At 59.4% G+C, this 25414-nt stretch carries 26 protein-coding genes and 1 pseudogene; 12 read left to right on the top strand and 15 right to left on the bottom strand.

The features are described from left to right. Nucleotides 1-14 precede the first annotated feature (14 nt). Genes AB4Z13_RS24345 through AB4Z13_RS24335 form a run of 3 tightly spaced genes read left to right on the top strand, consistent with a single transcriptional unit; the run spans nucleotide 15 to nucleotide 2550 of the window. Nucleotides 15-650: a DUF1285 domain-containing protein gene (locus AB4Z13_RS24345; protein WP_442206992.1), complete on the top strand. Its 636-nt coding sequence runs from the start codon at nucleotides 15-17 to the stop codon at nucleotides 648-650. Continuing rightward, a complete protein-coding gene (locus AB4Z13_RS24340) occupies nucleotides 647-1297 on the top strand; it encodes a CoA pyrophosphatase (RefSeq protein WP_029868578.1) in 651 nt (216 codons plus the stop codon). Before AB4Z13_RS24345 ends, AB4Z13_RS24340 begins: the two co-directional genes overlap by 4 nt. Beyond that, nucleotides 1294-2550, top strand: a complete 1257-nt coding sequence (locus tag AB4Z13_RS24335; protein WP_442206991.1) for a CCA tRNA nucleotidyltransferase — start codon at nucleotides 1294-1296, stop codon at nucleotides 2548-2550. The genes AB4Z13_RS24340 and AB4Z13_RS24335 overlap by 4 nt, the downstream gene beginning before the upstream one ends. Before the next feature lie 2 nt (nucleotides 2551-2552). Here AB4Z13_RS24335 and AB4Z13_RS24330 read toward each other — a convergent pair whose 3' ends face one another. From AB4Z13_RS24330 to hemF, 3 genes are all read right to left on the bottom strand, one after another. Continuing rightward, entirely contained in the window at nucleotides 2553-2738 is a 186-nt protein-coding gene (locus AB4Z13_RS24330) for a DUF1059 domain-containing protein (RefSeq protein ID WP_007824454.1), read from the bottom strand. A gap of 125 nt (nucleotides 2739-2863) precedes the next feature. After that, nucleotides 2864-3139: a hypothetical protein gene (locus AB4Z13_RS24325; protein ID WP_029868580.1), complete on the bottom strand. Its 276-nt coding sequence runs from the start codon at nucleotides 3137-3139 to the stop codon at nucleotides 2864-2866. Between the two features lie 160 nt (nucleotides 3140-3299). Further along, entirely contained in the window at nucleotides 3300-4211 is a 912-nt protein-coding gene (hemF, locus tag AB4Z13_RS24320) for an oxygen-dependent coproporphyrinogen oxidase (protein WP_029868581.1), read from the bottom strand. A 134-nt stretch (nucleotides 4212-4345) separates the two neighbouring features. Between hemF and AB4Z13_RS24315 the strand changes: the two genes are divergently transcribed. Beyond that, nucleotides 4346-4606: a hypothetical protein gene (locus AB4Z13_RS24315; RefSeq protein ID WP_037100062.1), complete on the top strand. Its 261-nt coding sequence runs from the start codon at nucleotides 4346-4348 to the stop codon at nucleotides 4604-4606. 2 nt (nucleotides 4607-4608) lie between these two features. On the opposite strand, the gene AB4Z13_RS24310 is transcribed toward AB4Z13_RS24315, so the two are convergent. Next, entirely contained in the window at nucleotides 4609-6255 is a 1647-nt protein-coding gene (locus AB4Z13_RS24310; protein WP_442206990.1) for a Na/Pi cotransporter family protein, read from the bottom strand. A gap of 187 nt (nucleotides 6256-6442) precedes the next feature. Next, nucleotides 6443-6904, bottom strand: a complete 462-nt coding sequence (locus AB4Z13_RS24305; RefSeq protein ID WP_310386939.1) for a tRNA (cytidine(34)-2'-O)-methyltransferase — start codon at nucleotides 6902-6904, stop codon at nucleotides 6443-6445. A 384-nt stretch (nucleotides 6905-7288) separates the two neighbouring features. Here AB4Z13_RS24305 and AB4Z13_RS24300 point away from each other — a divergent pair, with 384 nt between their 5' ends. After that, the gene (locus tag AB4Z13_RS24300; RefSeq protein WP_442206989.1) at nucleotides 7289-9145 is read left to right on the top strand and encodes an ABC transporter ATP-binding protein; all 1857 of its coding nucleotides are present in this window, start codon (nucleotides 7289-7291) and stop codon (nucleotides 9143-9145) included. Nucleotides 9146-9212: 67 nt separating this feature from the next. Here AB4Z13_RS24300 and AB4Z13_RS24295 read toward each other — a convergent pair whose 3' ends face one another. Continuing rightward, nucleotides 9213-9464 carry a CopG family ribbon-helix-helix protein gene (locus tag AB4Z13_RS24295; RefSeq protein ID WP_007824443.1) on the bottom strand — a complete coding sequence of 84 codons (252 nt, stop codon included), beginning with the start codon at nucleotides 9462-9464 and terminating at the stop codon, nucleotides 9213-9215. A gap of 162 nt (nucleotides 9465-9626) precedes the next feature. Between AB4Z13_RS24295 and AB4Z13_RS24290 the strand changes: the two genes are divergently transcribed. Further along, nucleotides 9627-11522: an ABC transporter ATP-binding protein gene (locus AB4Z13_RS24290; protein ID WP_442207056.1), complete on the top strand. Its 1896-nt coding sequence runs from the start codon at nucleotides 9627-9629 to the stop codon at nucleotides 11520-11522. Here AB4Z13_RS24290 and AB4Z13_RS24285 read toward each other — a convergent pair. Further along, nucleotides 11493-12422 carry an endonuclease/exonuclease/phosphatase family protein gene (locus AB4Z13_RS24285; protein WP_442206988.1) on the bottom strand — a complete coding sequence of 310 codons (930 nt, stop codon included), beginning with the start codon at nucleotides 12420-12422 and terminating at the stop codon, nucleotides 11493-11495. The two genes, AB4Z13_RS24290 and AB4Z13_RS24285, sit on opposite strands and share 30 nt — an antisense overlap. Before the next feature lie 287 nt (nucleotides 12423-12709). On the opposite strand from AB4Z13_RS24285, the gene petA reads away from it, so the two are divergent. The 4 genes from petA to AB4Z13_RS24265 all read left to right on the top strand — a co-directional run bounded on the left by petA (nucleotide 12710) and on the right by AB4Z13_RS24265 (nucleotide 16125). After that, nucleotides 12710-13285: a ubiquinol-cytochrome c reductase iron-sulfur subunit gene (gene petA, locus AB4Z13_RS24280; protein WP_310386946.1), complete on the top strand. Its 576-nt coding sequence runs from the start codon at nucleotides 12710-12712 to the stop codon at nucleotides 13283-13285. 14 nt (nucleotides 13286-13299) lie between these two features. Further along, on the top strand, nucleotides 13300-14568 hold the full coding sequence (locus AB4Z13_RS24275; protein ID WP_310386948.1) for a cytochrome b: 1269 nt from the start codon (nucleotides 13300-13302) through the stop codon (nucleotides 14566-14568). A gap of 25 nt (nucleotides 14569-14593) precedes the next feature. Beyond that, nucleotides 14594-15466, top strand: a complete 873-nt coding sequence (locus tag AB4Z13_RS24270; protein ID WP_113322015.1) for a cytochrome c1 — start codon at nucleotides 14594-14596, stop codon at nucleotides 15464-15466. A 116-nt stretch (nucleotides 15467-15582) separates the two neighbouring features. Beyond that, on the top strand, nucleotides 15583-16125 hold the full coding sequence (locus AB4Z13_RS24265; RefSeq protein ID WP_310386951.1) for an adenine phosphoribosyltransferase: 543 nt from the start codon (nucleotides 15583-15585) through the stop codon (nucleotides 16123-16125). Nucleotides 16126-16180: 55 nt separating this feature from the next. On the opposite strand, the gene AB4Z13_RS24260 is transcribed toward AB4Z13_RS24265, so the two are convergent. Further along, nucleotides 16181-16648 (bottom strand): MaoC/PaaZ C-terminal domain-containing protein, encoded by a 468-nt coding sequence (locus AB4Z13_RS24260; RefSeq protein ID WP_442206987.1) that lies wholly within the window; start codon nucleotides 16646-16648, stop codon nucleotides 16181-16183. Next, nucleotides 16645-17115, bottom strand: a complete 471-nt coding sequence (locus tag AB4Z13_RS24255; protein WP_113322017.1) for a MaoC family dehydratase — start codon at nucleotides 17113-17115, stop codon at nucleotides 16645-16647. Before AB4Z13_RS24255 ends, AB4Z13_RS24260 begins: the two co-directional genes overlap by 4 nt. Before the next feature lie 82 nt (nucleotides 17116-17197). Here AB4Z13_RS24255 and AB4Z13_RS24250 point away from each other — a divergent pair, with 82 nt between their 5' ends. Next, nucleotides 17198-18268 (top strand): hypothetical protein, encoded by a 1071-nt coding sequence (locus tag AB4Z13_RS24250; protein ID WP_442206986.1) that lies wholly within the window; start codon nucleotides 17198-17200, stop codon nucleotides 18266-18268. Nucleotides 18269-18387: 119 nt separating this feature from the next. Here the strand turns inward: AB4Z13_RS24250 and ychF are convergent, their stop codons facing one another. Then, the gene (gene ychF / locus AB4Z13_RS24245; RefSeq protein ID WP_442206985.1) at nucleotides 18388-19491 is read right to left on the bottom strand and encodes a redox-regulated ATPase YchF; all 1104 of its coding nucleotides are present in this window, start codon (nucleotides 19489-19491) and stop codon (nucleotides 18388-18390) included. 227 nt (nucleotides 19492-19718) lie between these two features. On the opposite strand from ychF, the gene clpS reads away from it, so the two are divergent. Further along, nucleotides 19719-20030, top strand: coding sequence for an ATP-dependent Clp protease adapter ClpS (gene clpS, locus AB4Z13_RS24240; protein WP_442206984.1), 312 nt, complete (start codon nucleotides 19719-19721; stop codon nucleotides 20028-20030). Nucleotides 20031-20055: 25 nt separating this feature from the next. Here the strand turns inward: clpS and AB4Z13_RS24235 are convergent. The 5 genes and pseudogenes from AB4Z13_RS24235 to AB4Z13_RS24215 all read right to left on the bottom strand — a co-directional run bounded on the left by AB4Z13_RS24235 (nucleotide 20056) and on the right by AB4Z13_RS24215 (nucleotide 25231). After that, a pseudogene (locus AB4Z13_RS24235) lies at nucleotides 20056-20510 on the bottom strand (GNAT family N-acetyltransferase). 5 nt (nucleotides 20511-20515) lie between these two features. Next, complete coding sequence (gene pth, locus AB4Z13_RS24230) at nucleotides 20516-21232, bottom strand: aminoacyl-tRNA hydrolase (protein ID WP_442206983.1); 717 nt, start codon at nucleotides 21230-21232, stop codon at nucleotides 20516-20518. 94 nt (nucleotides 21233-21326) lie between these two features. Next, entirely contained in the window at nucleotides 21327-22049 is a 723-nt protein-coding gene (locus tag AB4Z13_RS24225; RefSeq protein ID WP_442206982.1) for a substrate-binding periplasmic protein, read from the bottom strand. Nucleotides 22050-22075: 26 nt separating this feature from the next. Next, nucleotides 22076-24433, bottom strand: coding sequence for an EAL domain-containing protein (locus tag AB4Z13_RS24220; RefSeq protein WP_442206981.1), 2358 nt, complete (start codon nucleotides 24431-24433; stop codon nucleotides 22076-22078). Nucleotides 24434-24619: 186 nt separating this feature from the next. Next, a complete protein-coding gene (locus AB4Z13_RS24215; RefSeq protein WP_442206980.1) occupies nucleotides 24620-25231 on the bottom strand; it encodes a 50S ribosomal protein L25/general stress protein Ctc in 612 nt (203 codons plus the stop codon). Between the last annotated feature and the right edge of the window lie 183 nt (nucleotides 25232-25414).

Genomic DNA, 25414 nt, shown 5'->3' with positions numbered 1-25414 from the left:
ACCGGGACAGAAGAATGGCAGCCGAGGAAATGAGGCATACGGCAGATGCAGCGGGGCTTGCCGCGCTGATTTCGCGCGCTTCCGAGGCGAAATCCGGCAAAAAGCGCGGCTTGCCGCCTGTCGAGAAATGGAATCCGCCCTTTTGCGGCGATATCGACATGGAAATTCGGGCGGATGGCACATGGTTCTACATGGGCACGCCGATCGGCCGGGCTCCGCTGGTCCAGCTCTTTTCGACCGTTTTGAGGAAGGACGAAGACGGAAAAACCTATCTCGTAACTCCTGTGGAAAAGGTCGGCATCAGGGTCATTGACGCACCCTTTGTGGCCGTCGAGATGAATGTAAGTGAGCGAGATGGCCAGCAGGTTCTGACCTTCCGCACCAATGTCGGCGATGTCATCGAGGCCGGCAAGGATCACCCTCTGCGCTTTCCGGATCATGGGCCAGAGTATGGGAAAGACAGTGAACTAAAGCCCTATCTGCATGTGCGGGGCCGGCTTGAAGCATTGGTGTCACGCGCCGTGATGTATGAGCTGGTCGAACTCGGAGAGGTGGCCGAGGTTGCCGGCCGGGAGATGTTCGTCGTTCGCTCCGGTGGTGAGATTTTTCCGATCATGCCGGCCGACGAACTGGAAGCAGCCTCCCGATGAGTGAAGCGATCAGCAAGACCTATCCCCCGTTTTCGGCTGCCGAGTTCCGTCGCCGTGCGCTCAATCAGATCGGTGCACCCATCGATCACGCCTGGCGCGACCATGGCGACCATGTGCTCAATCCCGATATCGTTGCGCTGGCCGAGACCTTGAAACTCCGTGATGCGGCCGTGCTGGTGCCCGTCGTCGATGATGGCGAAGAGGCGAAGGTGATCTTCACCAAGCGAACGTCGACACTGCGCAAGCATTCTGGCCAGATCGCCTTTCCCGGTGGTTCGATCGATCCCGAGGATGTCTCGCCCGAGATGGCCGCGATCCGCGAAACCGAGGAGGAGATTGGTCTTGGCGGCGGCTTCGTCGAGACGGTCGGCCGGCTGCCGAACTATCTGTCGTCCACCGGGTTCCGCATCACGCCCGTTCTCGGCGTTGTGCAACGCGGTTTTTCGCTGCAGCTCAATCCGATCGAAGTGGACGACGTTTTCGAGGTGCCGCTTTCCTTCCTGATGAATCCTGCCAATCACACACGGGACAAGCGGGTAGTTGATGGTATCGACCGGCATTTCTACCGCATGCCCTATGAAACGCGGATGATCTGGGGCATCACCGCCGGCATCGTCCGCACGCTTTATGAAAGGCTTTATGCATGACCTCTGTTGCCGACCAGGCATGGTTTCAGGATCCGGCGCTCGGTCGGGTCTTTGCGCTACTGAACGCCGATGGCGGGGAAGGGCGTGTGGTCGGTGGCGCGGTGCGCAACAGCCTGATGGGGCTTGCGGTCGCCGATATCGATGTCGCCACCACGCTGCTGCCGGAAACAGTCATGGAGCGGGCCGCTGCTGCTGGCGTCAAGGCGGTACCGACCGGCATTGACCACGGAACGGTGACGCTCGTCATCGATGGCCGCCCCTTCGAAGTGACGACGTTGCGTACCGATGTGGAAACGGATGGCCGTCGCGCCAAGGTGGCCTTCAGCGCGGACTGGCAATCGGATGCGGAACGGCGCGACCTCACCATCAATGCACTTTACGCAAATGCTGCGGGCGAGGTGATCGATCTCATCGGCGGGCTCGATGATATCGAGAAGCGCAATATTCGCTTCATCGGTAATGCAGCGACGCGGATCGCCGAGGACTATCTGCGCATCCTGCGCTTCTTCCGTTTCTTCGCCTGGTACGGTTCCGGACGGCCCGATGCAGAAGGGCTGAGAGCGTCATCCTCAGCGCGTTCGAAGCTGAAAACGCTGTCGGCCGAACGGGTCTGGTCGGAGCTCAGAAAGCTCCTGTCGGCGGAAGATCCAGGCCGCGCGCTTCTCTGGATGCGGCAGGTTGCAGTTCTCTCGGAAATCCTGCCGGAAACGGAAAAATGGGGCATCGATGCCATTCCCGCGCTTGTTGCGACCGAGAAGGCGCTCGGCTGGGAGCCTGATCCGCTGCTGCGGCTGGCCTCGATCATTCCGCCCGATCCGGTGCGGCTGGAGGAATTGGCAGCACGGCTGAAATTTTCGAATGCGGAAACCGCCTATTTCAGGGCCTGGGCAAAAGCCGCCCCGGTCAATGACGAGATTTCCGCCGCCGCCTTCGAGAAGCTGCTCTACAGAAACGGCGTGGACGGCATCATCGTGCGGCTGAAACTGGCGCTTGGCGTTGCTCGGGGCAAGGCAGAGAATGGTAGTTTTGATGAGATGAGCCGTTCGGCGCGGCTTTCGAAGCTTCTGGATCATGCACGCATCTGGAAGAAGCCGCAGTTTCCGCTGAACGGCGCAGATGTGATGGCCACGGGCATACAGGCCGGCCCGAAGGTCGGTGAAATCCTGTCGACCTTGGAAAACCAGTGGGTGGAAGAGAATTTTGTCTCCGACCGGGCGGCATTGCTCGCCCGGCTCTCGGAGATTGCAGGTTGAGATCAGGCCGCGTTCGCTTCGTCGCGGATGCGGGCCTTGATATTGTCCACCATGTTTTCGCGAATGGTCGTTTCGCCGTGGGCTGTTCTCATATGTTCGACGGCGCGGCGAACGACTTCAGCGTCATTGTCGGCCCTGGTGTGCCAATCGCATCCGGGAACGAGTGTACCGCATTCGAAAAGTCGCATGGTCTTCTCCTGTCTCTGAAATACAAAACCATCGCGCTTTCGCGCGTTTGAGGAATGTGCGGCAACGGAGAAGGTTCCGGGGGAGAAAGCTTCGGCCGACTTGGACGCCGGCCGAAAGGCTCTGTTTATTGATGGGGCATTGCCCAGGCCATGTAAGTCTCCGAAAGGTGCGCAGGCCTGTTGCTGTTGGCAGCACCTGTTGCCTGCTGTTGAAGTTCTTCCGGAGTCTTGCCGCCTGCGAGCTGCAATTTCACCTGCTCGACAAAGCAGGAGAGCGGCAGGTCGGAACCGCTTTTCGCTCTCAAGTCTTCGGCGATGCGCGTTAGAAACTCGGGCGCTTCGATTGCGCGGGACGTTTCCTGGATATCTGCAGAAGCAGGCGAGCTGCTTTGTACCGTCATGACAATCCTCCTCCGATTGTAACGCACAGAGACTAATTTAGGACGCACTCAGTTCTGATGAAGGCCGTTCAACGCGATTTTACCGGAATAGTATTTCAAATTTACCAGCAGGTTTGCCTTTATCAGCATGCCGGTCTTTGCCCGCATGCTTGGCGCCGGCTTATGGCCAGCGCACGACGGGCGGCAGGGAAGAAAGAATGGATTCGACATTGCCGCCGGTTTTCAGGCCGAAGATCGTCCCTCGGTCGTAGAGCAGATTAAACTCGACATAGCGGCCACGGCGAATCAATTGTTCGTCACGGTCGGCCTCCGTCCAGTCTTTGTTGAAGTTTGAGCGGACGATCTTGGGGTAAACCATGGCGAAGGCCCGGCCGACGTCACGTGTGAAGGCGAAATCGGCTTTCCAGCCGCCGGCTTCCTCGTCGGAATGCAGCCAGTCGTAGAAGATGCCGCCAACACCGCGCGCCTCGTTGCGGTGCTTGAGGAAGAAATAGTCGTCGCACCATTTCTTGTAGGCCTCGTAATCGGCGACCGCATGGTTACGGCAGGTGATTTCCATGGCCTTGTGGAAGAGCTGTGTGTCTTCATCTTCCTGCGTGCGGCGGCGACCGAGAACCGGGGTCAGGTCGGCGCCGCCGCCGAACCAGCGGCTGGTGGTGACGACCATGCGGGTGTTCATGTGAACGGCCGGCACGTTGGGATTGACCGGATGGGCGATCAGCGAAATCCCCGACGCCCAGAAGCGCGGATCTTCGGCGGCGCCCGGTATCTGTGCCCGGAAGTCGGGCGCGAATTCGCCATAGACGGTGGATGTATGAACGCCGACCTTTTCGAAGACGCGGCCTTCCATCATCGACATGCGGCCACCGCCGCCTGCACCGTTTTCGCGCGACCAGTCTTTGGCGACAAAGCGGCCGGGCTCCTGATCGGAGAGGGGGCCTTCGAGTTCATCCTCCAGCGCTTCGAAGGAAGCACAGATCGTGTCCCGCAGTCCCTCGAACCATGTACGGGCGGCAGTCTTTTTGTCCTCGATGTCTTCGGGCAGGCCGATCGGCAGTTCCGGTCTTTCCATGCGATTCGCTCTTTGTTGATTACAATCCCGGTTTAGCAGGTGCAGCAGAAGCCTGCCAGCAGTGGAAAGCGCCTGCAAGATTCGACTCGCAAAGGGCGGATTTCGATACTACTTTTCATGCAGAGGTAGGTTTTATGGCAAAAATTCCGGGGCCTCCGCCCTTCGAAGGCTTGAAGCGCAGAATAGCAAAGCATCGGGCAGAGGCGTCCGCCCGCGAGAGGGATCATTTTGTCCGCGAAACATACCGGATGGGGCTTTTGGAAGCCCGCGCCAAGGCGCGCGAATGGTTCGACGAATATCCGAAAGCCGCCTATTGGACCGAAGTGGAAAGCTGGCGCCAGCTGGAAGGCGACCAGATCGAATTCACCATGCGTCGCTTGCCATCCGCCGATTGAACTTATTCGGCTGCATCACGCAGGCGGCTTTCGATCAGAAGGCCGCTTTCGTCGAGGATCGGATGCGCCACTGAGACGATGTGCGCATTGATACGCTTCAGGTCACGCAGCATATCGAGATGAAGTGAGCTCGTCTGGAGGCTGTCGGCACGCCCGTCGCGCAGCCGCTCCAGATGTCGCTCGGCCGATTGCTTTTCCATGCGGCGGACCTCGACCTTCACTTCCATCATCTGCCGGGCGAGATTGAAGTCGCGGGTGACGAAGATCGTCTGGGCGACGCGCAGGTTGTCGATCGTCAGATCAAACAGTTTGCGCAATTCCCTGTAGCCGTCTTCGGAGAATTTCAGGCCGAGCGAGACCTTCTTGCCGACCTGCTCCAGCAAGCCTTTCTCGATGATGTCGCCCATATGCTCGAGATTGATCGCGTAGTCGATGATAACGATAGACCGGCGAGCATTCTCGTCGCTGAGCCCGCCGCGGCCGAGCTTGGAGAGATAGACCTTCACCTCCTGCTGCAGCAGATCCACGCGCTTTTCGAGCGCAGGGATTTCGGCGAGCTTGGACATGTCATTGTGTTCGAAGGCATCGGAAGCGCGCAGGAGCATGCGTTCGATCAGATCGCCGACGCCGAGTACTTCGCGCGTCGCGCTGGCAAGGGCCACGACGGGCGTCGACAGCTCCTGCATATCGAGAAACTTGGGACCCTGATCCGGCTGCACGTCATCAGGCACGAGGCGGGCGGTAAAGACAGCCAACATCCGCGAAAAGGGCCAGGCCACGGCGGCAAGAAGGATGTTGAAGATCAGATGCGTATCGACCGGCAGCTTGGCGGGGCCGAAGGGCAGCATTTGAAGCAGCGGCGCCGCATAGCCGGCAAGCGGCAGCGCAATCAGGCAGCCCGCGGTGCGGACGATGAGATTGCCGAGCGTGACGCGTCTCGCCGAGGCGGGGCCGGAGAGGGTTGCGACAACGGGCGGAATCGCGCCGCCGAGATTGGCGCCGAGGACGAGAACGATGATCAGTTCCGGGGACACGATGCCCGTTGACGCGAGCGACAGTATCAGGACGACGACGGCAAGGCTCGACGACGAGATAAAGGCGAGTGCTGCGGAAAAAACCAGGGCGACCGGCCACGCATCGCCGAGCAGGCCGATGAAGGCAGCCAGTGCCGGCGACGTGCGCATGGGCTCCGTCGCATTGCTCAGTAGATGCAGGGAGAGCAGCATCAGGCCGATGCCAATCATGGCCGCGCCGCCGCCGTGGCGGGCGCTGGACTTTCCGCGATAGAGCACGATGCCGCCAAGAATAAGCAGTGGCGAAAGCCATTCGATGCCGGTAGCGACTATCCAGGCGGTCACGGCAGTCCCGACATTGGCGCCGAGCAGCACGATCTGGGCCATGCGCGGCTTGATGAGATCGCGCTCCACGAAAGAGGCCGTCATGAGGGCCGTCGCAGTCGAACTCTGCAGGGCGATGGTTGCCAGGAAACCTGACAGGATCGAGCGCGGCCCGTTCGCGGTGCCTGTCGCAAGCCCGGTCCTCAGGCGTGCGCCGAAGGCACGCGTAACACCGTCCTTGACCTGCGCAAGGCCGAAGAGCAACAGCGCAATCGCGCCGAACAGATTGATCATGACGATCGTGGATTCCATGGCCTTGGTCTTTTTCTTCTTCTTGAGAAGTTTTCTCGGGTCTACGTTTCCGTAGTCGAGTAAATCATTGGAATCTCACTGCTTGTGCAGAATTATTGATTGCCTGGCTAATTAATATAGGCGCTTTTGCGTCGATTCAAAGCGTCGTTTGCGACATCAAGGCCGCCAAGGATCGGCATGGGCCGGTTCACGACCAGGCGGTCTGCCGCATTGCCTCGCCTGTTATCATCGCGGCGGAGACGGCAAGGTTGATCGAACGCTGGCCTTCCACCATCGGAATCAGAATGCGCCCGTCGGCGCGTTCATGCACATGATCGGGCACGCCGGCGCTTTCACGGCCGAAGAGCAAGATATCGTCGGGACGGAAGACGAAATCCGTGTAGCGCTGCGATGCCTTCGTGGTGGCGAGGATCAGGCGGCGGCCGGTGGCTGCGCGCCATTCCTCGAAGCGTTCCCAATTGACATGGCGGGTGAGGGCGGCGGTGGCCAGATAGTCCATGCCCGCGCGCTTCAGATTTCGATCGGAAATGTCGAAACCGGCGGGCTCGATGATGTCGACCGCAAAACCCAGGCAGGCGGCAAGGCGCAGGATCGTTCCGGTATTGCCTGGGATATCGGGTTGATAGAGCGCCAGTCTGAGGTCTGCCATGGGAAATTGTCCGTTGAGATGATAAGCAACTTGCCTATCCGAACTGTGATTTTGAGGCAACAGAACGCTTTTTGACCTGTCGATGGCCACTTTCCGAGCGGTCGGGGCTGGAAATTTAGGCATTTTCGCGTTATCGGTGCATATCTTCAATCGCCAACAGGGAGCGCCGACATGGATACATTTGTGCTGATGCGACTCCCGCCCGTGATGCCACGCTTGGCGATCTGGCGCATATAAGGCGCTTTTCTTTCCCCAATTGCCCATTTTGAATAATTGCGCGGCCATTACGGCCTCGCCCCTTGAGCCTCCGGTTCCCATATGTGCTTTCGTGCGCCCTAAGAGCGCAAAGCCGGGGCCGGAACGCGGAAGTTCTGGAGCGATTTCATGTTTGACTGGTTCGAACGGCGACTTAATCCCTATCCGAGCGAGGAGCCGGTCGCTCCCCCGAAGGGTCTTTTTGCCTTCTGCTGGCACTACAGCAAGCCGGCGGCGGGATGGCTTGCGCTTATGGCCTTCTTGACGGCGCTGATCGCAGTCGGTGAAGTGGCGCTCTTCCAGTTCCTTGGCGATATCGTCGACTGGTTGACGAATGCCGATAAGGCGACCTTCCTGCAGAATGAGGGTCACAAGCTGATCTGGATGGGCGCGCTGGTGCTGATCGGACTGCCGCTCATTGCCGGTCTCGATTCGCTGATCATGCACCAGATGATGCTCGGCAATTATCCGATGATCGCGCGCTGGCAGATGCACCGCTTCCTGCTGCGCCATAGCATGACCTTCTTTGCCAACGAGTTCGCCGGACGCGTGGCCACAAAGGTCATGCAGACGTCGCTTGCCGTGCGCGAAACGGTCATGAAGATCCTCGACGTCTTCGTCTATGTCGTGACCTACTTTCTTTCGATGATCGTCATCATCGCGGCTGCCGACTGGCGGCTGATGCTGCCGATCCTCGCTTGGCTCGGCATCTATATAGGCATCGTCGCCTATTTCGTGCCGCGGCTTCGCAAGATTGCGGCGCAGCAGGCGGATGCGCGCTCGCTGATGACCGGCCGCGTGGTGGATAGCTATACGAACATTGCCACCGTGAAGCTGTTCTCCCATGCAGGCCGTGAGGAGGTCTATGCCAAGGAGAGCATGGACGGCTTTCTGGACACGGTGCACAGGCAAATGCGCAAGGTGACGCTCTTCCATATGAGCGTCTACATGAACAACTGCATTTCGCTGTTTGTCATTTCCAGCCTGTCCATCTGGCTGTGGCTGAACGGCACGATCTCGGTCGGCGCGATTTCCATTGCCATCGGCCTTGCGATGCGCGTCAACGGCATGTCGCAGTGGATCATGTGGGAAGTCTCGGCGCTCTTCGAAAACATCGGCACCGTCTATGACGGCATGGAGATGATGTCGAAGCAGCACGATATCGTCGACAAGCCGGGTGCGCCTGCGCTGACGGCGAAGAAGGGTGCGATCCATTACGAACGCATGGGCTTCCACTATGGCAAGGGCAAGGGCATCATCGACAACCTGTCGCTCGATATCAAGGCCGGCGAGAAGGTCGGTCTGGTCGGTCGCTCCGGCGCAGGCAAGACGACGCTGATGAACCTGCTCCTGCGTTTCTACGATCTGGAAGCCGGGCGCATCACCATCGACGGCCAGGATATCTCAGATGTGTCGCAGGATAGCCTGCGCTCGTTGATTGGTGTTGTGACGCAGGATACGTCATTGCTGCATCGCTCGATCCGCGACAACATTGCCTATGGGCGTCCTGACGCAACCGATGAGGACGTCATCGAGGCGGCAAGACGGGCGAATGCCTGGGAGTTCATCGAAGGGCTTGTCGACATGCACGGCCGCAAGGCGCTTGATGCGCAGGTCGGCGAGCGCGGTGTGAAACTTTCCGGCGGCCAGCGCCAGCGTATCGCGATCGCCCGCGTCTTCCTGAAGGATGCGCCGATCCTGGTGCTCGACGAGGCGACCTCGGCGCTCGATTCCGAAGTGGAAGCGGCGATCCAGGAAAACCTCTTCGCGCTGATGGAAGGCAAGACTGTCATCGCGATCGCTCACCGCCTGTCGACGCTAACCGAGATGGACCGGCTGATCGTGCTGGACAAGGGCCGCATTATCGAAAGCGGCACGCATGGCGAACTGGTCAGCCATGGCGGTATCTATGCCGATCTATGGAATCGCCAGTCCGGCGGCTTCCTTGCCGATCACGAGGAAGAGGCCGAAGTCGCAGCCCAATAAAATAAGCCCTTCCCGTTTCTGCGGGGAGGGCTTTTCTTTTGTCCTGCCGAAGAAATCAATTTTCCGCTTAGAGCGTGCGGACTCGGTCGGCGCAGAGGCTGTCGGCCCAGTCGATGACACGATGATGCTCCACGACGATGATCGAGTTCGAAGCAAGCGACTGAAGCGTGAAAATCCGCAGCCGTTCCTCCCGTTCGATCCAGCTTGCGATGGCTTCCGTCACGATGCTGTCGCGCGGCACATCCAGCGCGTCCGCCAGGGCGTCGAGCTTTTCCGCAAGGGAAAGCGGAAGATGCGCATTGAGCGTTTTCGTTTCCATATCTGCGGTCTCCGGTAAGGCGCGATCATGGCACGAGATCGTGGCTGCTTCCACCCGTATCAAGGGAGATGACGCCGATATTACCGATCATTACGAAAATATAAGGTTGCGTCCGCCTTATATTCTCTTTGCCGCAATTCTGAACGGGCCTATATCGCGGTGATGCTGCTCACTCCGATCCTTCGCCTGTTCGAAACTTGGATAGATCCTTTCCGCGCCAGCGACAATCTTCAGCCGCCGCGCAATACTTTCGGATTCATCTGGTTCTACATCGGTCAGGCCAGGTGGCCCTTTATCGCCATGCTGGTGCTCGGCGGCATGTCGGCGGCAATCGAAGCAGCCCTCTTCTGGTTCGTCGGGCGCCTCGTCGACATCCTCAGCACGATCAAGCCCGGAGCCGGCTGGGGCACGCTTCTGGCCACCCATGGCGGCGAGATTTTCGGCATGCTGGCGCTGATCGGCATTGTCCGTTTCGTCGTTGCCTTCCTGATCGCGCTGATCGACCAGCAGGTGATCACGCCGGGTTTCTATAATCTGGCGCGCTGGCAGTCCTATCTGCATGTGTCGCGCCAGTCGCTTGCTTTCTTCCAGAGCGATTTTTCCGGCCGCATCGTTACCAAGGTCTGGTCGGCGGGGCAGGCGACGGGCGATCTCGTGACATCGCTGATGGAAAGCGTCTGGTTCGTCGGCATCTATGCCGTCACCACGCTGGTTCTGGTCGGGCAGCTCGATTTCTCGCTGGCGGCGGTGGTTCTCTTCTGGCTGGCGGCTTTCAGCGTGCTTGCCCGCTATTTCGTGCCGCGCATCCGCTATCACTCGCGTGAAACCGCAGAGGCAGCCTCGCTGCTCAATGGCCGCATCGTCGATGCCTACAGCAATATCCAGACGCTGAAGCTCTTCGCACGCGACGAGGAGAGCGACCGCTACATGCTTGACGGCTTCAACGCCTATCAGGAAACGGTGCTGAAGTTCACGCGTTTCATCACCGGGGTTCGTGCGTCTATGGCGCTGCTCTCGGGCCTGATGATCGTCACCATGGCCGGCCTCAGCATCGATCTGTGGCTGCGCGGGCTGATCAGCTCGGGTGGGGTCGCCTTTTCGCTGACGCTGGTTCTGCGGTTGAACTTCCTTCTCGGCCGATTGATGACCCAGTTTAACGGCATCATGCGCAATCTCGGCACCATTCAGAATGCGGCCGAGCTGATTTCCCAACCGCTGCATCTCGTCAACCGCCCCGATGCGAAGGAACTCGTCATCAAGCATCCGGGTATCCGTTTCGAGAATGTTTCCTTCCACTACGGCAAGGAAAACGCGGTCATCGACAATTTTTCGCTGACGATCCGTCCTGGCGAAAAGGTCGGCATCATCGGCCGCTCCGGTGCGGGCAAGTCGACGCTGGTGAATATTCTCCTGCGTCTTTACGATCTCGAAGGTGGGCGCATTCTGATCGATGGGCAGGATATCGCTGCCGTCACCCAGGAATCATTGCGTATGCAGATCGGCATGGTCAGCCAGGATACGTCGCTGCTGCATCGCTCCGTGCGTGACAATATCCTCTTCGGCCGGCCCGATGCCGGAGAGGAACGCCTTGTCGAGGCTGCCGGACGCGCCGAAGCGCTCGATTTCATCGAGCGGCTGCGGGACCAGCAGGGGCGCAAGGGTTTTGACGCGCATGTCGGCGAGCGCGGGGTCAAGCTCTCGGGCGGCCAGCGCCAGCGTATCGCCATTGCGCGTGTGATGCTCAAGGATGCGCCAATCCTTGTTCTCGACGAGGCGACGTCGGCGCTCGATTCGGAAGTGGAAGAGGCGATACAATCGAACCTCAACCGCGTGATGGAAGGCAAGACGGTGCTTGCGATCGCCCACCGGCTTTCGACCATCGCCGCACTCGACAGGCTTGTCGTGATCGACCGCGGCAAGATCATCGAGGAAGGCACGCATGATGCGCTCCTCAAGCAGGGCGGGCTCTACGCCGAACTCTGGGCACGCCAGTCGGGCGGCTTCCTCGCCTCCGATGACGATACGCGCTCAGTATTCGCGAACGAAATCGCTGACTAGGCCGTAATGGTTCGAGCCGAAGCTGTCCTCCAGCCGGCTCGTCGAGCGGATGAGCAGCGGCGGTCTTGCGAAGATATGGTCGATGCTGATGCCGAACGAGCCGGCGCTGACCGGCCAGGTGGTTGGTTCCGGGAAATCTGTGGTGAGGCCGGTTCCGCGCAGAAAGTGCTGAATCGTCGGCGCGAGGATCGAGGAATTGAAGTCTCCGGCGACCACCAGAGCCCCCGTGTGAGATTGCATGAAAGTCGGGAGATCCTGGAGTTCGTCAGACTGGAAATCATCAAAATATGGCTTGGACAGGTGAGGGAACAGGAAATCGACAGGCGTTCCATCGAAGTCGATCGAAACCGACACGAGCCGCTTTTTCCAAAGCTCGCCGATGTCATGGATCTCCTGCTGGACAAAGGGACGCTTCGACAGCACAAGCGTATCGCATGTCTCGCTCGCATCGCAGCCGATACGGTAGGGATAGAGTTGCAGAAGCCGTGGCAACTGCGCAAAGACCGGCTCGGCCTCCATGATGTCGACCACATCGGCGCCTGAAGCCAGTATGGCGTCGGCAATCCGCCCACCGTTTTCAAAATTGTCATTCTCGATGTTGAAGGACATTAGCCGGAAAAGGCGAGGAGCATTCTCCGGAGGCGTCCTGCCGGCGAATTCGCGCAGCATGATGACACCGTGGATATTCAGGAAGGTTGCCACCGCCAGCATCAGAAAGCCATACCAGTGCCGCTTGAAAAAGAGGGCAATGACCGCGCCGACGGCGCAAACGATGCTGAGATGAATCTGGAAGCTGTAAACGAGCGAAAGCAGCCAGAAATCGGTAAAATAGCGGAGCGAAACGAGGGCCAGGACAATGGTGATGAGGACGCTCAATACGCAGAAAACAGTATGCCTCATCGGCGCAAATCCAAATTCATATGGCAAACTCACCAGCGCCTAACACGCCCCCTCGTTTGTTGCAACGCAGCAAAGTTGCAAGCCAGTGATTGCCTTAAAAAATTCACTGAAATTTCCCGCGACATTGTGCCCCCATCCCCTTGTCAAGGGTGGACATAATTTGCGATCAAGCATAGAACGCGCCGGATTGGTGGGGAATCTATGGCCGAAATTTGTTCTGATAGATTCGCCGCCTCTGGAGGGGCAGGGCGGAATTCCGCGACAATTGCGCAGAGGATGGTTAAGCCGTGAGCGAACACGTAACGACAAGCGAGGCTTCAGAGCCCACTCGCCGTGATTTCCTTTATCTCACCACTGGCATGGCTGGTGCGGTCGGTGCCGTTGCGGTTGCATGGCCGTTCATCGACCAGATGCGCCCGGATGCGTCGACGCTGGCATTGGCTTCCATCGAAGTCGATGTCGCAAGCCTTACGCCCGGCATGTCGCTGACGGTCAAGTGGCGCGGCAAGCCGATCTTCATCCGCAACCGCACGCCGGAAGAAGTCAAGGCCGCCGCTGACGTCCAGCTGTCGGATCTCAAGGACCCGATCGCTCGCAACGCAAACCTTCCTCCCGACGCTCCGGCAACGGGCGCCGACCGCTCGGGCGGCAAGGATAAGGAAAACTGGATCGTCATGATCGGCACCTGCACCCATCTCGGCTGCGTTCCGCTCGGTCAGGCCGGTGAATACAATGGTTGGTTCTGTCCCTGCCATGGCTCGGTCTACGACACGGCCGGCCGCATCCGCAAAGGTCCGGCGCCGCAGAACCTGGCGATTCCGACCTTTTCGTTTTTGTCCGACACGAAGATCAAGATCGGTTGAGGGGAGACTGATTAATGAGTGGCCATTCCAGCTACGAACCATCAACCGGCCTGGAAAAGTGGGTCGATGCGCGCCTTCCGCTGCCGCGCATGGTCTATGACAGCTTCATTGCCTATCCGGTTCCGCGGAACCTGAACTACGCTTACACTTTCGGCGCCATGCTCGCCGTCATGCTGATCGTACAGATCCTGACGGGCGTCACGCTCGCCATGCACTATGCCGCCGACACGACGATCGCCTTCAACTCCGTTGAAAAGATCATGCGTGACGTCAACCACGGCTGGCTGCTGCGCTACATGCATGCCAACGGCGCTTCGTTCTTCTTCGTCGCCGTCTACCTGCACATCGCCCGCGGCCTCTACTACGGCTCCTACAAGGCGCCGCGCGAAATCCTCTGGATCCTCGGCGTCGTCATCTACCTGCTGATGATGGCAACCGGCTTCATGGGCTACGTTCTACCCTGGGGCCAGATGTCCTTCTGGGGCGCGACTGTTATCACCGGCTTCTTCTCGGCCTTTCCGCTGGTCGGCGAATGGGTTCAGCAGTTCCTTCTCGGCGGCTTCGCCGTCGACCAGCCGACGCTGAACCGTTTCTTCTCGCTGCACTACCTGCTGCCCTTCATGATCGCCGGCGTCGTTGTCCTGCACATCTGGGCTCTGCATGTGGTCGGCCAGACGAACCCGACGGGCGTTGAGGTCAAGACCAAGACGGACACGGTTCGTTTCACGCCTTACGCAACGCTCAAGGATGCGCTCGGCGTCTCGGTCTTCCTGATCGTCTATGCCTACTTCGTCTTCTACCTGCCGAACTATCTCGGCCATGCCGACAACTACATTCCGGCCGACCCGCTGAAGACCCCGGCCCACATCGTTCCGGAATGGTACTTCCTACCGTTCTACGCCATGCTGCGTTCGATCACCTTCAACGTCGGTCCGATCGACTCCAAGCTCGGCGGCGTCCTCGTCATGTTCGGCGCGATCCTCGTGCTGTTCTTCCTGCCCTGGCTCGACACTTCGAAGGTGCGCTCGGCGGTTTATCGTCCGTGGTTCAAGCTGTTCTACTGGCTGTTCGTGATCAACGCGATCATCCTCGGCTGGCTTGGCTCACAGCCTGCAGAAGGCCTGTACACGACGATCTCGCAGGTCTGCACACTCCTCTACTTCGCCTTCTTCCTGGTCGCGATGCCGGTTCTCGGTCTGGTGGAAACACCGCGCCGTATTCCGAACTCGATCACTGAAGCGGTGCTCGAAAAGCGCAACAAGATTGCTGCGGCCAAGGCCTGAGCGAGCGACGGGAAGGAATAGAAACATGAAAAAGCTTGTTGCAAGCATTCTGTCGCTCGCGGTCACAGCCGGTGTTGCCGGTGTGGCTTTTGCTCAGGAAGCAGCGGCTCCGGCCGCTCATCACGAGGAAAGCGCTACGCCGCATTATCCGCTGAAGGAGCCCAAGGAAATCGACTGGACCTTCGCGGGTCCGTTCGGTCACTACGACAAGGGCCAGCTCCAGCGTGGCTTGAAGGTCTACACGGAAGTCTGTTCCGCCTGCCACTCGATGAACCTCGTACCCTTCCGCATGCTGAGCGAGCTCGGCTATTCGGATGCGCAGGTGAAGACCTTCGCGGCCAATTACGAAGTCCAGGACGGCCCGGATGCCAGCGGTGAAATGTTCACCCGCAAGGCGGTTCCGTCTGACCACTTCCCGTCGCCCTATCCGAATGTGGAAGCGGCTGCTGCCGCTAACAACGGTGCGGCTCCGCCTGACATGTCGCTGCTCGCCAAGGCGCGCGAAGTCGAGCGCGGCTTCCCGCAGTTCGTCTTCGACATCTTCACGCAGTATCAGGAAAGCGGCCCCGACTACATTCACGCGCTGCTGACCGGCTACGAAGAGCCGCCGGCGGGCGTCAAGGTGGCGCAGGGCTCGCATTACAATCCGTATTTCCATGCCGCTGACGTGCTCGCCATGCCGAAGCCGCTCTCCGACGACCAGGTCACCTATGACGATGGTTCGCCGCAGACGGTCGATCAGTATTCCAAGGATGTCTCGTCGTTCCTGATGTGGGCGTCCGAGCCGCACCTCGAAGAACGCAAGCGCACCGGCTTCATGGTCATGATCTTCCTGCTGATCTTCACCGTGCTGATCTACCTGACCAAGCGGTCGATCTATTCCCGGACCGATCACTAAGCGGACCCTTAGTCCCGAGGAAAAGGCGGCTTTTTAGCCGCCTTTTTTATTTGGTTTGATCCGACGCAGTTGATAGTGTGCGGGCGCTTTGTGCCCCTCGCAGATACGGATTATCGATGAACAATACGCTTTCGGAGCTTGCGGCCAGCATCCGCTCCATTCCGGATTACCCCAAGCCCGGCATCATCTTTCGCGACATCACCACGCTGCTCGGCAATCCGCGTGCCTTTCGCCGGGCGGTCGATGAGCTCGTGCAGCCCTATGCCGGTCTGAAGATCGACAAGATCGCCGGCATGGAAGCGCGGGGCTTCATCCTCGGCGGCGCGGTTGCGCATCAACTGTCCTCGGGCTTCGTGCCGATCCGCAAGAAGGGAAAGCTGCCGCATGACACGGTGCGCATCGCCTATAGCCTGGAATATGGCGTGGACGAGATGGAAATGCACCGCGATGCCGTCCAGCCGGGCGAGAAGGTGATCCTCGTTGACGATCTGATCGCCACGGGCGGCACTGCTGTGGGCGCGACACAGCTTCTTCGCCAGATCGGCGCGGAAGTGGTCGGTGCCTGCTTCGTCATCGACTTGCCGGATCTCGGCGGCCGCAAGAAGCTCGAAGACCTCGGTGTCGATGTTCACACGCTCGTAGAGTTTGCCGGTCATTGAGCATCTCAATTTCAGTAGAGCCGTTGCAAGCTCTGCTGAAATTGCTCCAGCCGGATCATTCAAATTCCAGCACGCTGCTTTCGAAGCGGATGACGGGAATACTGTCCTGATTGACGCCTTCACAAAGAATGGTGTTGAGATGCCAGCCTGGCCGCGATGCAAGCGGCCGGCCCGAGAGAAAGGTCACGGAGTAGCTAACCGTCTCATCGACAAAAACCGGCTTCAGCCATTGCAGCTTCTGGAAGCCGGGTGAGGGGCCGAGGTTCGGTGGCTTCAGGCCCTCCTTCTTCAGCCGGCCAATCTCCGCTATCCAGTATTTGAGGAAGCATTGCATCCAGGCGGCCGTCGTGTGCCAGCCGGAGGCGCAGAGCGCGCCGAACATGGTGTCTTTCGCGGCTTGCCCGTCGGTATGGAAACGCTGCGGATCGTATTTCCGTGCGAAGCGGAGGATATTTTCCTCGGTAAAGACGTAGGTGCCGATCTCAATCTTGTCGCGGGCGGCGTAAAGTTCGGTCATTCTCATACGTCGGCCTCCGGGTTACCACGCATGCCAAAGATGACGGAATTCTCCGACAGGCAGACCAATTCGCCGCGCTGGTTTTCCACCTCGTGGCGGAATTTGACGATGCCGAGGCCTGGACGCGAGCGCATCGGACGCGCCTCCAGCACCGTCGAATGGCCGGAGAGAGTGTCGCCTGCCAGCACCGGTTTGCGCCACTCCATGAAATCGACGCCTGGTGCACCTTCGCAAAGCGAGTTCAGCACGAAACTGTCGGCCATCATGCGCATGAACATCGCCGAAGTGTGCCAGCCGGAGGCAGCAAGGCCGCCGAGGATGCTGGCGCGGCCTGCCGCTTCGTCCAGATGCATCGGTTGCGGGTCGAACTCCGCTGCGAATTCGATGATTTCGGGTGCCGTTACCGGCTTCGGGCCGAGCGGGAAGCGCCGGCCGGGCTGGAAATCCTCATAGGCAAGCTTTTCTGCAGGCATCAGGGTCTCTCATCATAGGCAGGCCTCATTGCTTACAATAGCATCCGCGCGGGCTCAATGATTCCCTGGGGGGCGAACCAGAATGGCAGAACTAAGGTCGATACTCGATGAGGCGGCGCGGGAGGGGTTGATCACCGCCGAGGCCGGCGAGCAGCTGGCACCGTTCCTTGCAGCGCGTGGCGTGATCGTCGAGGCACGTGCGAGCGGGCCTGAAGAGCCTGCCTGGTCTGATACCGAGACACCGCGCTTCGTGCGCGGCTTCCACGATGTACTGATCACAATCGGCATTCTCATCGCACTCGCGGGCCTCTGGGGGCTTGCTTCGCTCTATGCGGTGCTGCCTGCGATCCTGGTGCTGGCGGAAATCCTCGTGAAGCGCCAGCGCCTCGCGCTGCCGGCTGTCGTGCTGACGCTGGCGGTTTTTTCCTGGACCTTCCGGATGATGCTGTCGGTCTATCCCTCCAATGCCGATCTGTGGCTGACCGGCGATGGTATCGATAGGTTCATCGTCGCCTTCCCCGTCATCATGGGGCTTTTCTATCTGCGCTACCGTGTGCCGCTTGCGCTTGCACTCTCCATCTTCTCGGGGCTGGCCCTCGTGCTCGCGCTTGTCTTCCGCCTGCTGCAATGGGGGAGCGGCGACGATGCCTTCATCCTCAACCATCCGACTCTCGTGTCGGTCATCCTGTTTGCCTGCGCCGTCGGCTTGTTCGTCGCCGCACTGGGCTTCGATCTCAGCGACAGGTTCCGCCGCACAACGCGATCGGATGTCGCCTTCTGGCTTCATCTCGTCGCCGCGCCGGCCCTGCTTTACAGCATCCGGATATTGCTTTCACTAGACGGCGGCTGGCTGGATATCATGGACGCCAACTCCTTCAAGACGCCTGTTGTCGTCGTGATCGTCGCGCTGCTGATGCTGATTGGCCTGATCATTGACCGGCGCGCTTTCGTGACGTCCGGCCTGCTGACACTGGGACTGGCGATCTATGGGATATTCCAGCAGGGGAGTGCGACCGTCGATACCTACATCTTCGGAACGCTTGTTGTCGTCGGCGTGATCGTGCTCGTCATCGGTACGGGCTGGATGCCGCTTCGGCGCATCGTGCTGCGCGCCTTGCCCGCAGGCGTAGTGGAAAGGCTGCCGCCCGGCTGAGCGGCAGCTAAAAGCGTGTCACGATCTTTCAGATCCGCTTCCCACGCTTCAGGTCTTGTTTTTCCGTACGTCGTTGTCGCAAAACTGCTGAACGGCTTTGCGCGACATGCTTTGGTCAATCAGGTGTTGAAGCGGAAGTGGATGACGTCGCCGTCCTGGACAACATATTCCTTGCCTTCGTCGCGCGCCTTGCCGGCTTCCTTGGCGCCGACTTCGCCGCCGAACTGGATGTAGTCGTCATAGGCGATGGTGTTGGCGCGGATGAAGCCGCGTTCGAAATCCGAGTGGATGACGCCGGCCGCCTGCGGCGCCTTGGTGCCACGCTCGATCGTCCAGGCCCGCGTTTCCTTCGGGCCGACCGTGAAATAGGTGATGAGATGGAGCAGCTTGTAACCGGCGCGGATCAGGCGGTCGAGGCCCGCTTCGTCAAGACCGAGGGCCGAGAGGAATTCCTTGGCCTCTTCGTCCGGAAGCTGGGCGACTTCGGATTCGATCGCCGCCGAGATGGTGACGGTTTCGGCACCCTGAGCCTTGGCCATCGCAGCGACGGCCTCGGTATATTTGTTGCCGGTCGAGGCATCGCCTTCGGCGACGTTGCAGACGTAGAGAACCGGGTGCGATGTCAGAAGGTTGAGGCCTTTCAGGATGTTGGTCTCTTCGGCATCGAGCTTCGAAAGCAGCGTGCGGACTGGCTTGCCGTCCTGCAGCAGCGCCAGCGAGGCTTCCATGATCGGCAGCATTGCCATGGAATCCTTGTCCTTGCCAGTGGCGCGCTTGCGCGTCTGCTCGGTGCGGCGCTCGAGGCTATCGAGGTCGGCGAGCATCAGTTCGGTTTCGATCGTATCGGCGTCGGCAACCGGGTCGATGCGGCCTTCCACGTGGGTGATGTCGCCGTCTTCGAAGCAGCGGAGCACATGCACGATGGCATCGACTTCGCGGATATTGGCAAGGAACTGGTTGCCGAGACCTTCACCCTTCGAGGCGCCGCGCACGAGGCCGGCAATATCGACGAAGTTGATCCGGGTCGGGATGATTTCCTTCGACTTGGCGATAGTGGCAAGCTTCTGCATGCGTGCGTCGGGAACGGCCACTTCGCCGGTATTCGGTTCGATCGTGCAGAAAGGATAGTTCGCCGCCTGTGCTGCCGCCGTCTTGGTGAGCGCATTGAAGAGGGTCGATTTGCCGACATTCGGCAGGCCGACGATACCGCATTTGAAGCCCATGGCTGAAACCTGCTGTTCTCTAGAATTCCTTGGCCGTGCCTATGGGATAAAGGAGGGGAGCGGTCAAGTCTTAGAGAGCTTTTCTCGCGGCTCCCTTGCCGACAGGGTCTGGTGGCCTTATTCTTGTTATGGCGGGATTTTTGCCGACACCGAGTGTCGAAATTCTGCAATCGAAATAGTTTAGTTAGATCGAACCCCCTTCCCATGTCATCAAGGGCGGATTTCCGATGGTTGACAACGATATTGCCTTGAAACCCAAAACCAGAACGAAGCTCAAGCTGGACAAGCCGAAGCTTTACAAAGTCATTCTCGTCAATGACGATTATACGCCGCGCGAGTTTGTCATCATGGTGCTGAGGATCGTCTTCCGCATGAGCGAGGATACCGGCTACCGTGTGATGATGACGGCGCACAAGCTCGGCTCGTGCGTGGTGGTTGTCTGCACCAAGGACATAGCGGAGACAAAAGCCAAGGAGGCCATCGACCTTGCCAAGGAGATGGACTTTCCGCTGATGTTCACCACGGAGCCTGAGGAATAGGGGCCTGAGAAATAGGACAGGCGTCTCAAGACGGCCGGCGGATCTGGTAGCCGGTCTTGTCTCGAATGAAACCGCAGTTTTCATAGAAACGCAGTGTCGCCGGATTTTTCGATCCGGTCAGCAGCATCACCTTGTAGCAGCGGCATTCCAGGCTTGCGCAATCGCATGCTGGATGAGCCTGCCGGCATAACCTTGCTTGCGGTGATCGCCGTGGGTGACGACGTTTTCGATCAGTGCATAGGAGGCGCCATTGCGCGTCAGGTTGGGCACGATGATCAGCGTGACGGTCGCAGCAGCAATCTCGCCGGCAACGCCGATGAAGACCGTCATGCCGGGTTGCGCCAGAATGGCGGAGAAACGCTCCATTGCCACATCAGGCGCGAGGACCGGATCGGTCGGGCTGAGGTGCTGATAAAGGCTGGTCAGGTTCTGCAGATCGCCGACGACCGCAGGTCGGATGATGAAGTCCCCGACAGTCATTGCGTTCAGTCGCCTTTGTTGCCGAACATCTTTTTCAGCATCTCGGCCATGGGGCCGGTCGCCGGAAGCTTCTGCTGGCCGTGATTGCGGGCCTGATGGATATGGGACTTTCCCGCTGGCTTCTTCTCCGGCTTCGGCTTTTCCTCTTCCGCCTTGCCGCCGAGCGCCAGCGCGATCTTGTTCATGAGCTGGGAATCCTCTTTGCGGACCAGCATCTCGGCATTGTCGGCAAGCGTGTCGAGCAGTGGCTCCAGCCAGTCGCTGTCGACTTTGGCGAAATCGCCGAGCACATGGTTATGCACCAGTTCCTTGACGCCGGGATGGCCGATGCCAAGGCGCAGGCGGCGGTATTCCTTGCCGCAATGCGCGTCGAGCGACTTGATGCCGTTGTGGCCTCCATGGCCGCCGCCGGTCTTCAGCCGCGCCTTGCCGGCCGGCAGATCGAGCTCGTCATAGATCGCCACGAGATCGGAAGGCTGCAGCTTGTAGAAGCGCATGGCTTCGCCGACTGCTTCGCCTGACAGATTCATGAAGGTCTGCGGCTTGATCAGCAGCACCTTCTCACCCGCCAGCTCTCCTTCGGAAATCTCAGCCTTGAACTTCTTCGACCAAGGCGAAAAGCTGTGGCGGCGGTAGATGGCATCCACCGCCATGAAGCCAATATTGTGCCGGTTGCCGGCATATTTCGCGCCGGGATTGCCGAGACCCGCAATGATCAGCATGGCCTGTCTTCCTTGCAAGAGCTGTTGGCGTTCACCACCGCGAAATGGCGGCAAAGTCAAGTGGCAAAGGCGGGCGTGAACGGCAGGCGGCCGATCATTTCAGCAGATGCAGACCATATTTCAGGAAGATCTGCTTCTGTTCGCCGCTGGCGATCAGCTTGTCCAGCGAGGCCCGCATGCGGCCCAGAAGATCGTCCGGGAAATTCTTCTCGCAGGCAATACCCATCGGCTGGGAGGACAGTACCGTCACCATTTCCAGCGGCTGGTCGGCCTTCAGCTTGTCGAAATAGAGTTCGGAGATCGGCATCATGTCGATGCGCCCGCCAAGCAGCTTTCGCAGCGTTGCGTTGAAATCGCTGGCGACGTCGAGCTTGGTAAAGCCCTTCTCCTTCAGCGTCACTTCCGTGTAATCGTCGCGCTGTGTGCCGATGACGTATTTCTTTGCCTCTTCAAGATTGGTGGCAGAGACGCCCGAACCCTGGCGGGTGATCAGGATGTTGCGGTCAACGAGCAGCGGCTCGACCCATTTGAACAGGCCGTCACGCGCGGCATTGTGGGCGGTTGCGAATACGCAGGTCATGGGTGTCGCGCGCGCGAGACTGAAGGCGCGGGCCCAGGGCATTATCTCGATCGTATACTCGACGCCGATATCGGCCATGATCTTCTCGACCTGCTCGACGGTCGCGCCCTTGATGACTTTTCCGTCGCGGTAGTTGAAGGGGGCGTATTCCTCGGTCACGAAGGATACCGTCTCGGCCGAGGCAGACGTGGCAAAACAGGGCAGGGTCAAAAGTGCAAGAAGCAGCAGCTTTTTCATCGCGATACCTCCGATATTTCGTCAGTTCATGAAGCGCGTGCCACGTTCGGCAGCGAGCTGCTTAGTTCCTCGATCAGCTTGGCGGCATTCTGCGGACGGTGGAACAGATAGCCCTGACCATAATCAAGGCCCATCTGGTGCAGCGTACTGCATTCCTCCTCCGTCTCGATGCCTTCGGCGATGACGGTGCAGTTCATCTTGTGCGACAGCGTGGTGATGCCTTCGATCAGCATGCGGCTCTTCTGGCGCACGTCATCGTCAGCATCATTGATGGCGCGGGTGAAGGACTGGTCGATCTTGATGATGTCGACCGGGAAGCGGTTGAGATAGCTCAACGACGAATAACCGGTGCCGAAATCGTCAAGCGCTATGCGGCAGCCGAAACGGCGGAGTTCCGTCACGATCATGCGGATCTGCGGGTTGTCGTGCATCAGCACAGCCTCCGTGATCTCGACGACGATACGATCCGGCAGGATGCCGTGGCGGCCGAGGATGGCGGCAAGGCGGGCAGCGAGCGCCGGCTCGAACTGCAACGGCGAGAAATTGATCGCGAGATAGGTGTCCTGCATGCCGGGCAGGCGAGAAATCTTCGCCAGATTGGCGATCGCCTTTTCCATGATGACATTGCCGACCCGGACGATCTTGGCAGTCTCTTCGGCCACGCTGATGATCTCGGCCGGTGGCATGAGACCCTTCTGCGGATGATTGAGGCGCATCAGCGCCTCGAAGCCGGCGATACCGCGGCCGTTCAGGTTGACGATCGGCTGGAGATAGGCCTCGAACCAGTCGTCGGCGAGGCCGGCTTCGATATGGGCTTCGATCTCGGCGCGGCGGCGGGCATGATCGAGCATGCCGCTATCGAAGATCTGTGCGCCGTTCTTGCCATCGCGCTTCTTGGCGTACATGGCCATGTCGGATTTCTGCAGCAGTTCGGCGGCGGTCGCAGCGTGGCGAGGATAGATCGCAATGCCAACAGAGGCGCTGAGATGCATGTCCGGGCCGAAGGGCGTCTCGAAGATCGAAGCGATCTGGTCGCACATGGCGCGGGCGCGTTTTTCTGCATTCTTTGCCGGCAGCAGGATGGCGAATTCATCGCCGCCTAGACGGGCAGCTTCATCGGAGGGGGCAAGCAGCGTCTTCAGCCGCTCCACGAGTTCGATGAGGGCGGCATCACCGGCGGCGTGGCCCATATTGTCGTTGATCCACTTGAAGCGGTCGAGGTCGACGAAGAGGCAGGCGAGTTCCTGATCGGCGGCATCGGCGGCTGCGATCTTGCTGTCGAGCACGGCTTCGAAGCCCTGGCGGTTCAGGAGGCCGGTCAGATGGTCAGTGATTGCCTGGCGATGGTTGCGGTCTTCGGAGGCCTTCAGCTCCGTCACATCGGTCATGACGGAGAGCGACTGACCTTCCTCTCCGTGAGTCGTGAGCGCCGATTCCATGATCAGGACGTCCATGATGCGGCCGTCCATGCAGATGAACTTGACGGTGACGTCGCCGGTGCCGTTCTCACGCTGGCTCTTGCGCTTGATGAACTTGTCACGGGTGAAGGAGGTAACGAGATCGGAGAAGTTCCGGCCGATGACGGCGGCGCGGTGATAGCCGGTCGCAAACAGCCAGTAGTCGCTGACGGCGGTGATGTGGTCTTCCTCGTCGAGGGAGAAGAGCATGGCGGGCGTCAGGTTGTAGATATCGGTGGTGCGGCGATGCGCAAGCTTCAGCTCGGTTTCCTCGTTTTCAAGCTTCGTCTGCATTTCGTTGAAGCTCTGGGCGAGGCGGCCCATTTCGTCGTTCGACTGCCAGTCGACATGGTGGCGGGAGCCGAGCTGGCGTGTCGCCTCGATCGCAGCCGTCAGTCGCATCAGAGGCTGGATGACGAAGATGCGGTTGCCGATGAGTGCGGTGGCGAAAACGGCCAGCACCGCGAAAATGAAGATCGAAATGAAGACGACCTCTTCCTGCTTCAGGCCGGAAAACAGGCCGAGTGCCGGATAGAAGACGGAAATGCTGCCGAGGTTCTTCGGCCCATCGACGGTGTTGTAGATGATGGCCCGGGAAACCTGAACCAGCTTGCCATCGAAGGACCTCGGAATGGTCGACTGGCTGACGTCGAGCTCGCCGGACTGGTCGCGGACCTCCACCTTGACGATGGCGCCCTGCGAAACGACCGTCGCGCTGATCTGGGTCACGCTATCGGCATCGAGATCCCAAAGCGGCTTGGCGAGCGCCTGGGCATTCGCCACAAGAAGAACGGAAATATGGTCGCGTATTTCCTTGTCGGCACGCTCAGAGGAAAGGAAAAGAAAAAGAACAAAGAGGGGAGCTACAAAAACAAGCAGCGCGCCGCAAACAATCGCAAAAAATCTGTTCTCAACGGAATTATTCATGGTTCCGTTTGCTCCACGGGGTCGGAATATTCTGCGGTCACGCAGCAGGGCGGGGACTTCGCAACCAGCCGGAGCATGCTTCCATAAATGTGTTAAATGTTGCTGAAATAAGCCTTTTTCGGCAATGAAAAAGCCCGTCTTCCTCACGGAAAACGGGCCTTATGCTTTACAAATTGGTAGAAGCGATCAGGCTTGTGCTTCGCCTTCGGCAGCAGCTTCGTCGATGCCGCCAGCCGGAGCAATGATCGTCGCGATGGTGAAGTCGCGATCGGTGATGACGGGCGTCACACCCTTCGGCAGGGTGACTTCCGAAATATGAATGCTGTCGCCGATCTTGTGACCGGAAAGGTCAACCGTGAAGAATTCCGGGATCGCGTCAGCCGGGCAGTGAACTTCGACTTCGTGACGCACGATGTTCAGAACGCCGCCGACCTTGAGGCCCGGGGACTTGTCTTCGTTGACGAAGTGAACCGGGATTTCAACGGTAACCTGGGTGTTGCCAGATACGCGCAGGAAATCGACGTGCATCGTGAAGTCGCGGACCGGATCGAGCTGGTAGTCCTTCGGCAGAACCTTGTACTTCTTGCCGTCGACGTCGATGGTCGCAACGGTGGTCATGAAGCCACCGGCATGAATGCGCTTCGTCACCTCATTGGTGTTGATAGCGATAGAAACTGGGGCCTGCTTGTCACCATAGATGACAGCGGGAATAAAGCCGTTGCGGCGGAGTTCACGGGCGGACCCCTTACCAACCCGTTCGCGCGCCTCGGCCTTGAGCTCGTAAGTTTCGTGGCTCATGGCAAGTCCTTTCGAGGTTATTTGGAGAGCCCGCGGCGAGCTTGAAGCCTTGTGCCGTCGGACCGGAGGCGGGCAAGCCCATCCTCATCCGCGTTGCCTCCAAGGGTGTCTACGCGGACGCGTGGCCTATAATATAAGTGTCACGCAAACGCAAGCGGTGACAGGCTCGGTCGACAGGACCAA

Source organism: Rhizobium sp. YAF28 (assembly GCF_052113285.1).
Taxonomy (GTDB): domain Bacteria; phylum Pseudomonadota; class Alphaproteobacteria; order Rhizobiales; family Rhizobiaceae; genus Rhizobium.
This window is presented reverse-complemented; position numbering and strand designations above follow the sequence as displayed.

Coding starts and splice junctions, on each gene's coding strand:
- AB4Z13_RS24345 (WP_442206992.1), top strand. CDS start 15: ATGGCAGCCGAGGAAATGAGGCATACGGCAGATGCAGCGGGGCTTGCC.
- AB4Z13_RS24340 (WP_029868578.1), top strand. CDS start 647: ATGAGTGAAGCGATCAGCAAGACCTATCCCCCGTTTTCGGCTGCCGAG.
- AB4Z13_RS24335 (WP_442206991.1), top strand. CDS start 1,294: ATGACCTCTGTTGCCGACCAGGCATGGTTTCAGGATCCGGCGCTCGGT.
- AB4Z13_RS24330 (WP_007824454.1), bottom strand. CDS start 2,738: ATGCGACTTTTCGAATGCGGTACACTCGTTCCCGGATGCGATTGGCAC.
- AB4Z13_RS24325 (WP_029868580.1), bottom strand. CDS start 3,139: ATGACGGTACAAAGCAGCTCGCCTGCTTCTGCAGATATCCAGGAAACG.
- hemF (WP_029868581.1), bottom strand. CDS start 4,211: ATGGAAAGACCGGAACTGCCGATCGGCCTGCCCGAAGACATCGAGGAC.
- AB4Z13_RS24315 (WP_037100062.1), top strand. CDS start 4,346: ATGGCAAAAATTCCGGGGCCTCCGCCCTTCGAAGGCTTGAAGCGCAGA.
- AB4Z13_RS24310 (WP_442206990.1), bottom strand. CDS start 6,255: ATGGAATCCACGATCGTCATGATCAATCTGTTCGGCGCGATTGCGCTG.
- AB4Z13_RS24305 (WP_310386939.1), bottom strand. CDS start 6,904: ATGGCAGACCTCAGACTGGCGCTCTATCAACCCGATATCCCAGGCAAT.
- AB4Z13_RS24300 (WP_442206989.1), top strand. CDS start 7,289: ATGTTTGACTGGTTCGAACGGCGACTTAATCCCTATCCGAGCGAGGAG.
- AB4Z13_RS24295 (WP_007824443.1), bottom strand. CDS start 9,464: ATGGAAACGAAAACGCTCAATGCGCATCTTCCGCTTTCCCTTGCGGAA.
- AB4Z13_RS24290 (WP_442207056.1), top strand. CDS start 9,627: ATGCTGCTCACTCCGATCCTTCGCCTGTTCGAAACTTGGATAGATCCT.
- AB4Z13_RS24285 (WP_442206988.1), bottom strand. CDS start 12,422: ATGAGGCATACTGTTTTCTGCGTATTGAGCGTCCTCATCACCATTGTC.
- AB4Z13_RS24275 (WP_310386948.1), top strand. CDS start 13,300: ATGAGTGGCCATTCCAGCTACGAACCATCAACCGGCCTGGAAAAGTGG.
- AB4Z13_RS24270 (WP_113322015.1), top strand. CDS start 14,594: ATGAAAAAGCTTGTTGCAAGCATTCTGTCGCTCGCGGTCACAGCCGGT.
- AB4Z13_RS24265 (WP_310386951.1), top strand. CDS start 15,583: ATGAACAATACGCTTTCGGAGCTTGCGGCCAGCATCCGCTCCATTCCG.
- AB4Z13_RS24260 (WP_442206987.1), bottom strand. CDS start 16,648: ATGAGAATGACCGAACTTTACGCCGCCCGCGACAAGATTGAGATCGGC.
- AB4Z13_RS24255 (WP_113322017.1), bottom strand. CDS start 17,115: ATGCCTGCAGAAAAGCTTGCCTATGAGGATTTCCAGCCCGGCCGGCGC.
- AB4Z13_RS24250 (WP_442206986.1), top strand. CDS start 17,198: ATGGCAGAACTAAGGTCGATACTCGATGAGGCGGCGCGGGAGGGGTTG.
- ychF (WP_442206985.1), bottom strand. CDS start 19,491: ATGGGCTTCAAATGCGGTATCGTCGGCCTGCCGAATGTCGGCAAATCG.
- clpS (WP_442206984.1), top strand. CDS start 19,719: ATGGTTGACAACGATATTGCCTTGAAACCCAAAACCAGAACGAAGCTC.
- pth (WP_442206983.1), bottom strand. CDS start 21,232: ATGCTGATCATTGCGGGTCTCGGCAATCCCGGCGCGAAATATGCCGGC.
- AB4Z13_RS24225 (WP_442206982.1), bottom strand. CDS start 22,049: ATGAAAAAGCTGCTGCTTCTTGCACTTTTGACCCTGCCCTGTTTTGCC.
- AB4Z13_RS24220 (WP_442206981.1), bottom strand. CDS start 24,433: ATGAATAATTCCGTTGAGAACAGATTTTTTGCGATTGTTTGCGGCGCG.
- AB4Z13_RS24215 (WP_442206980.1), bottom strand. CDS start 25,231: ATGAGCCACGAAACTTACGAGCTCAAGGCCGAGGCGCGCGAACGGGTT.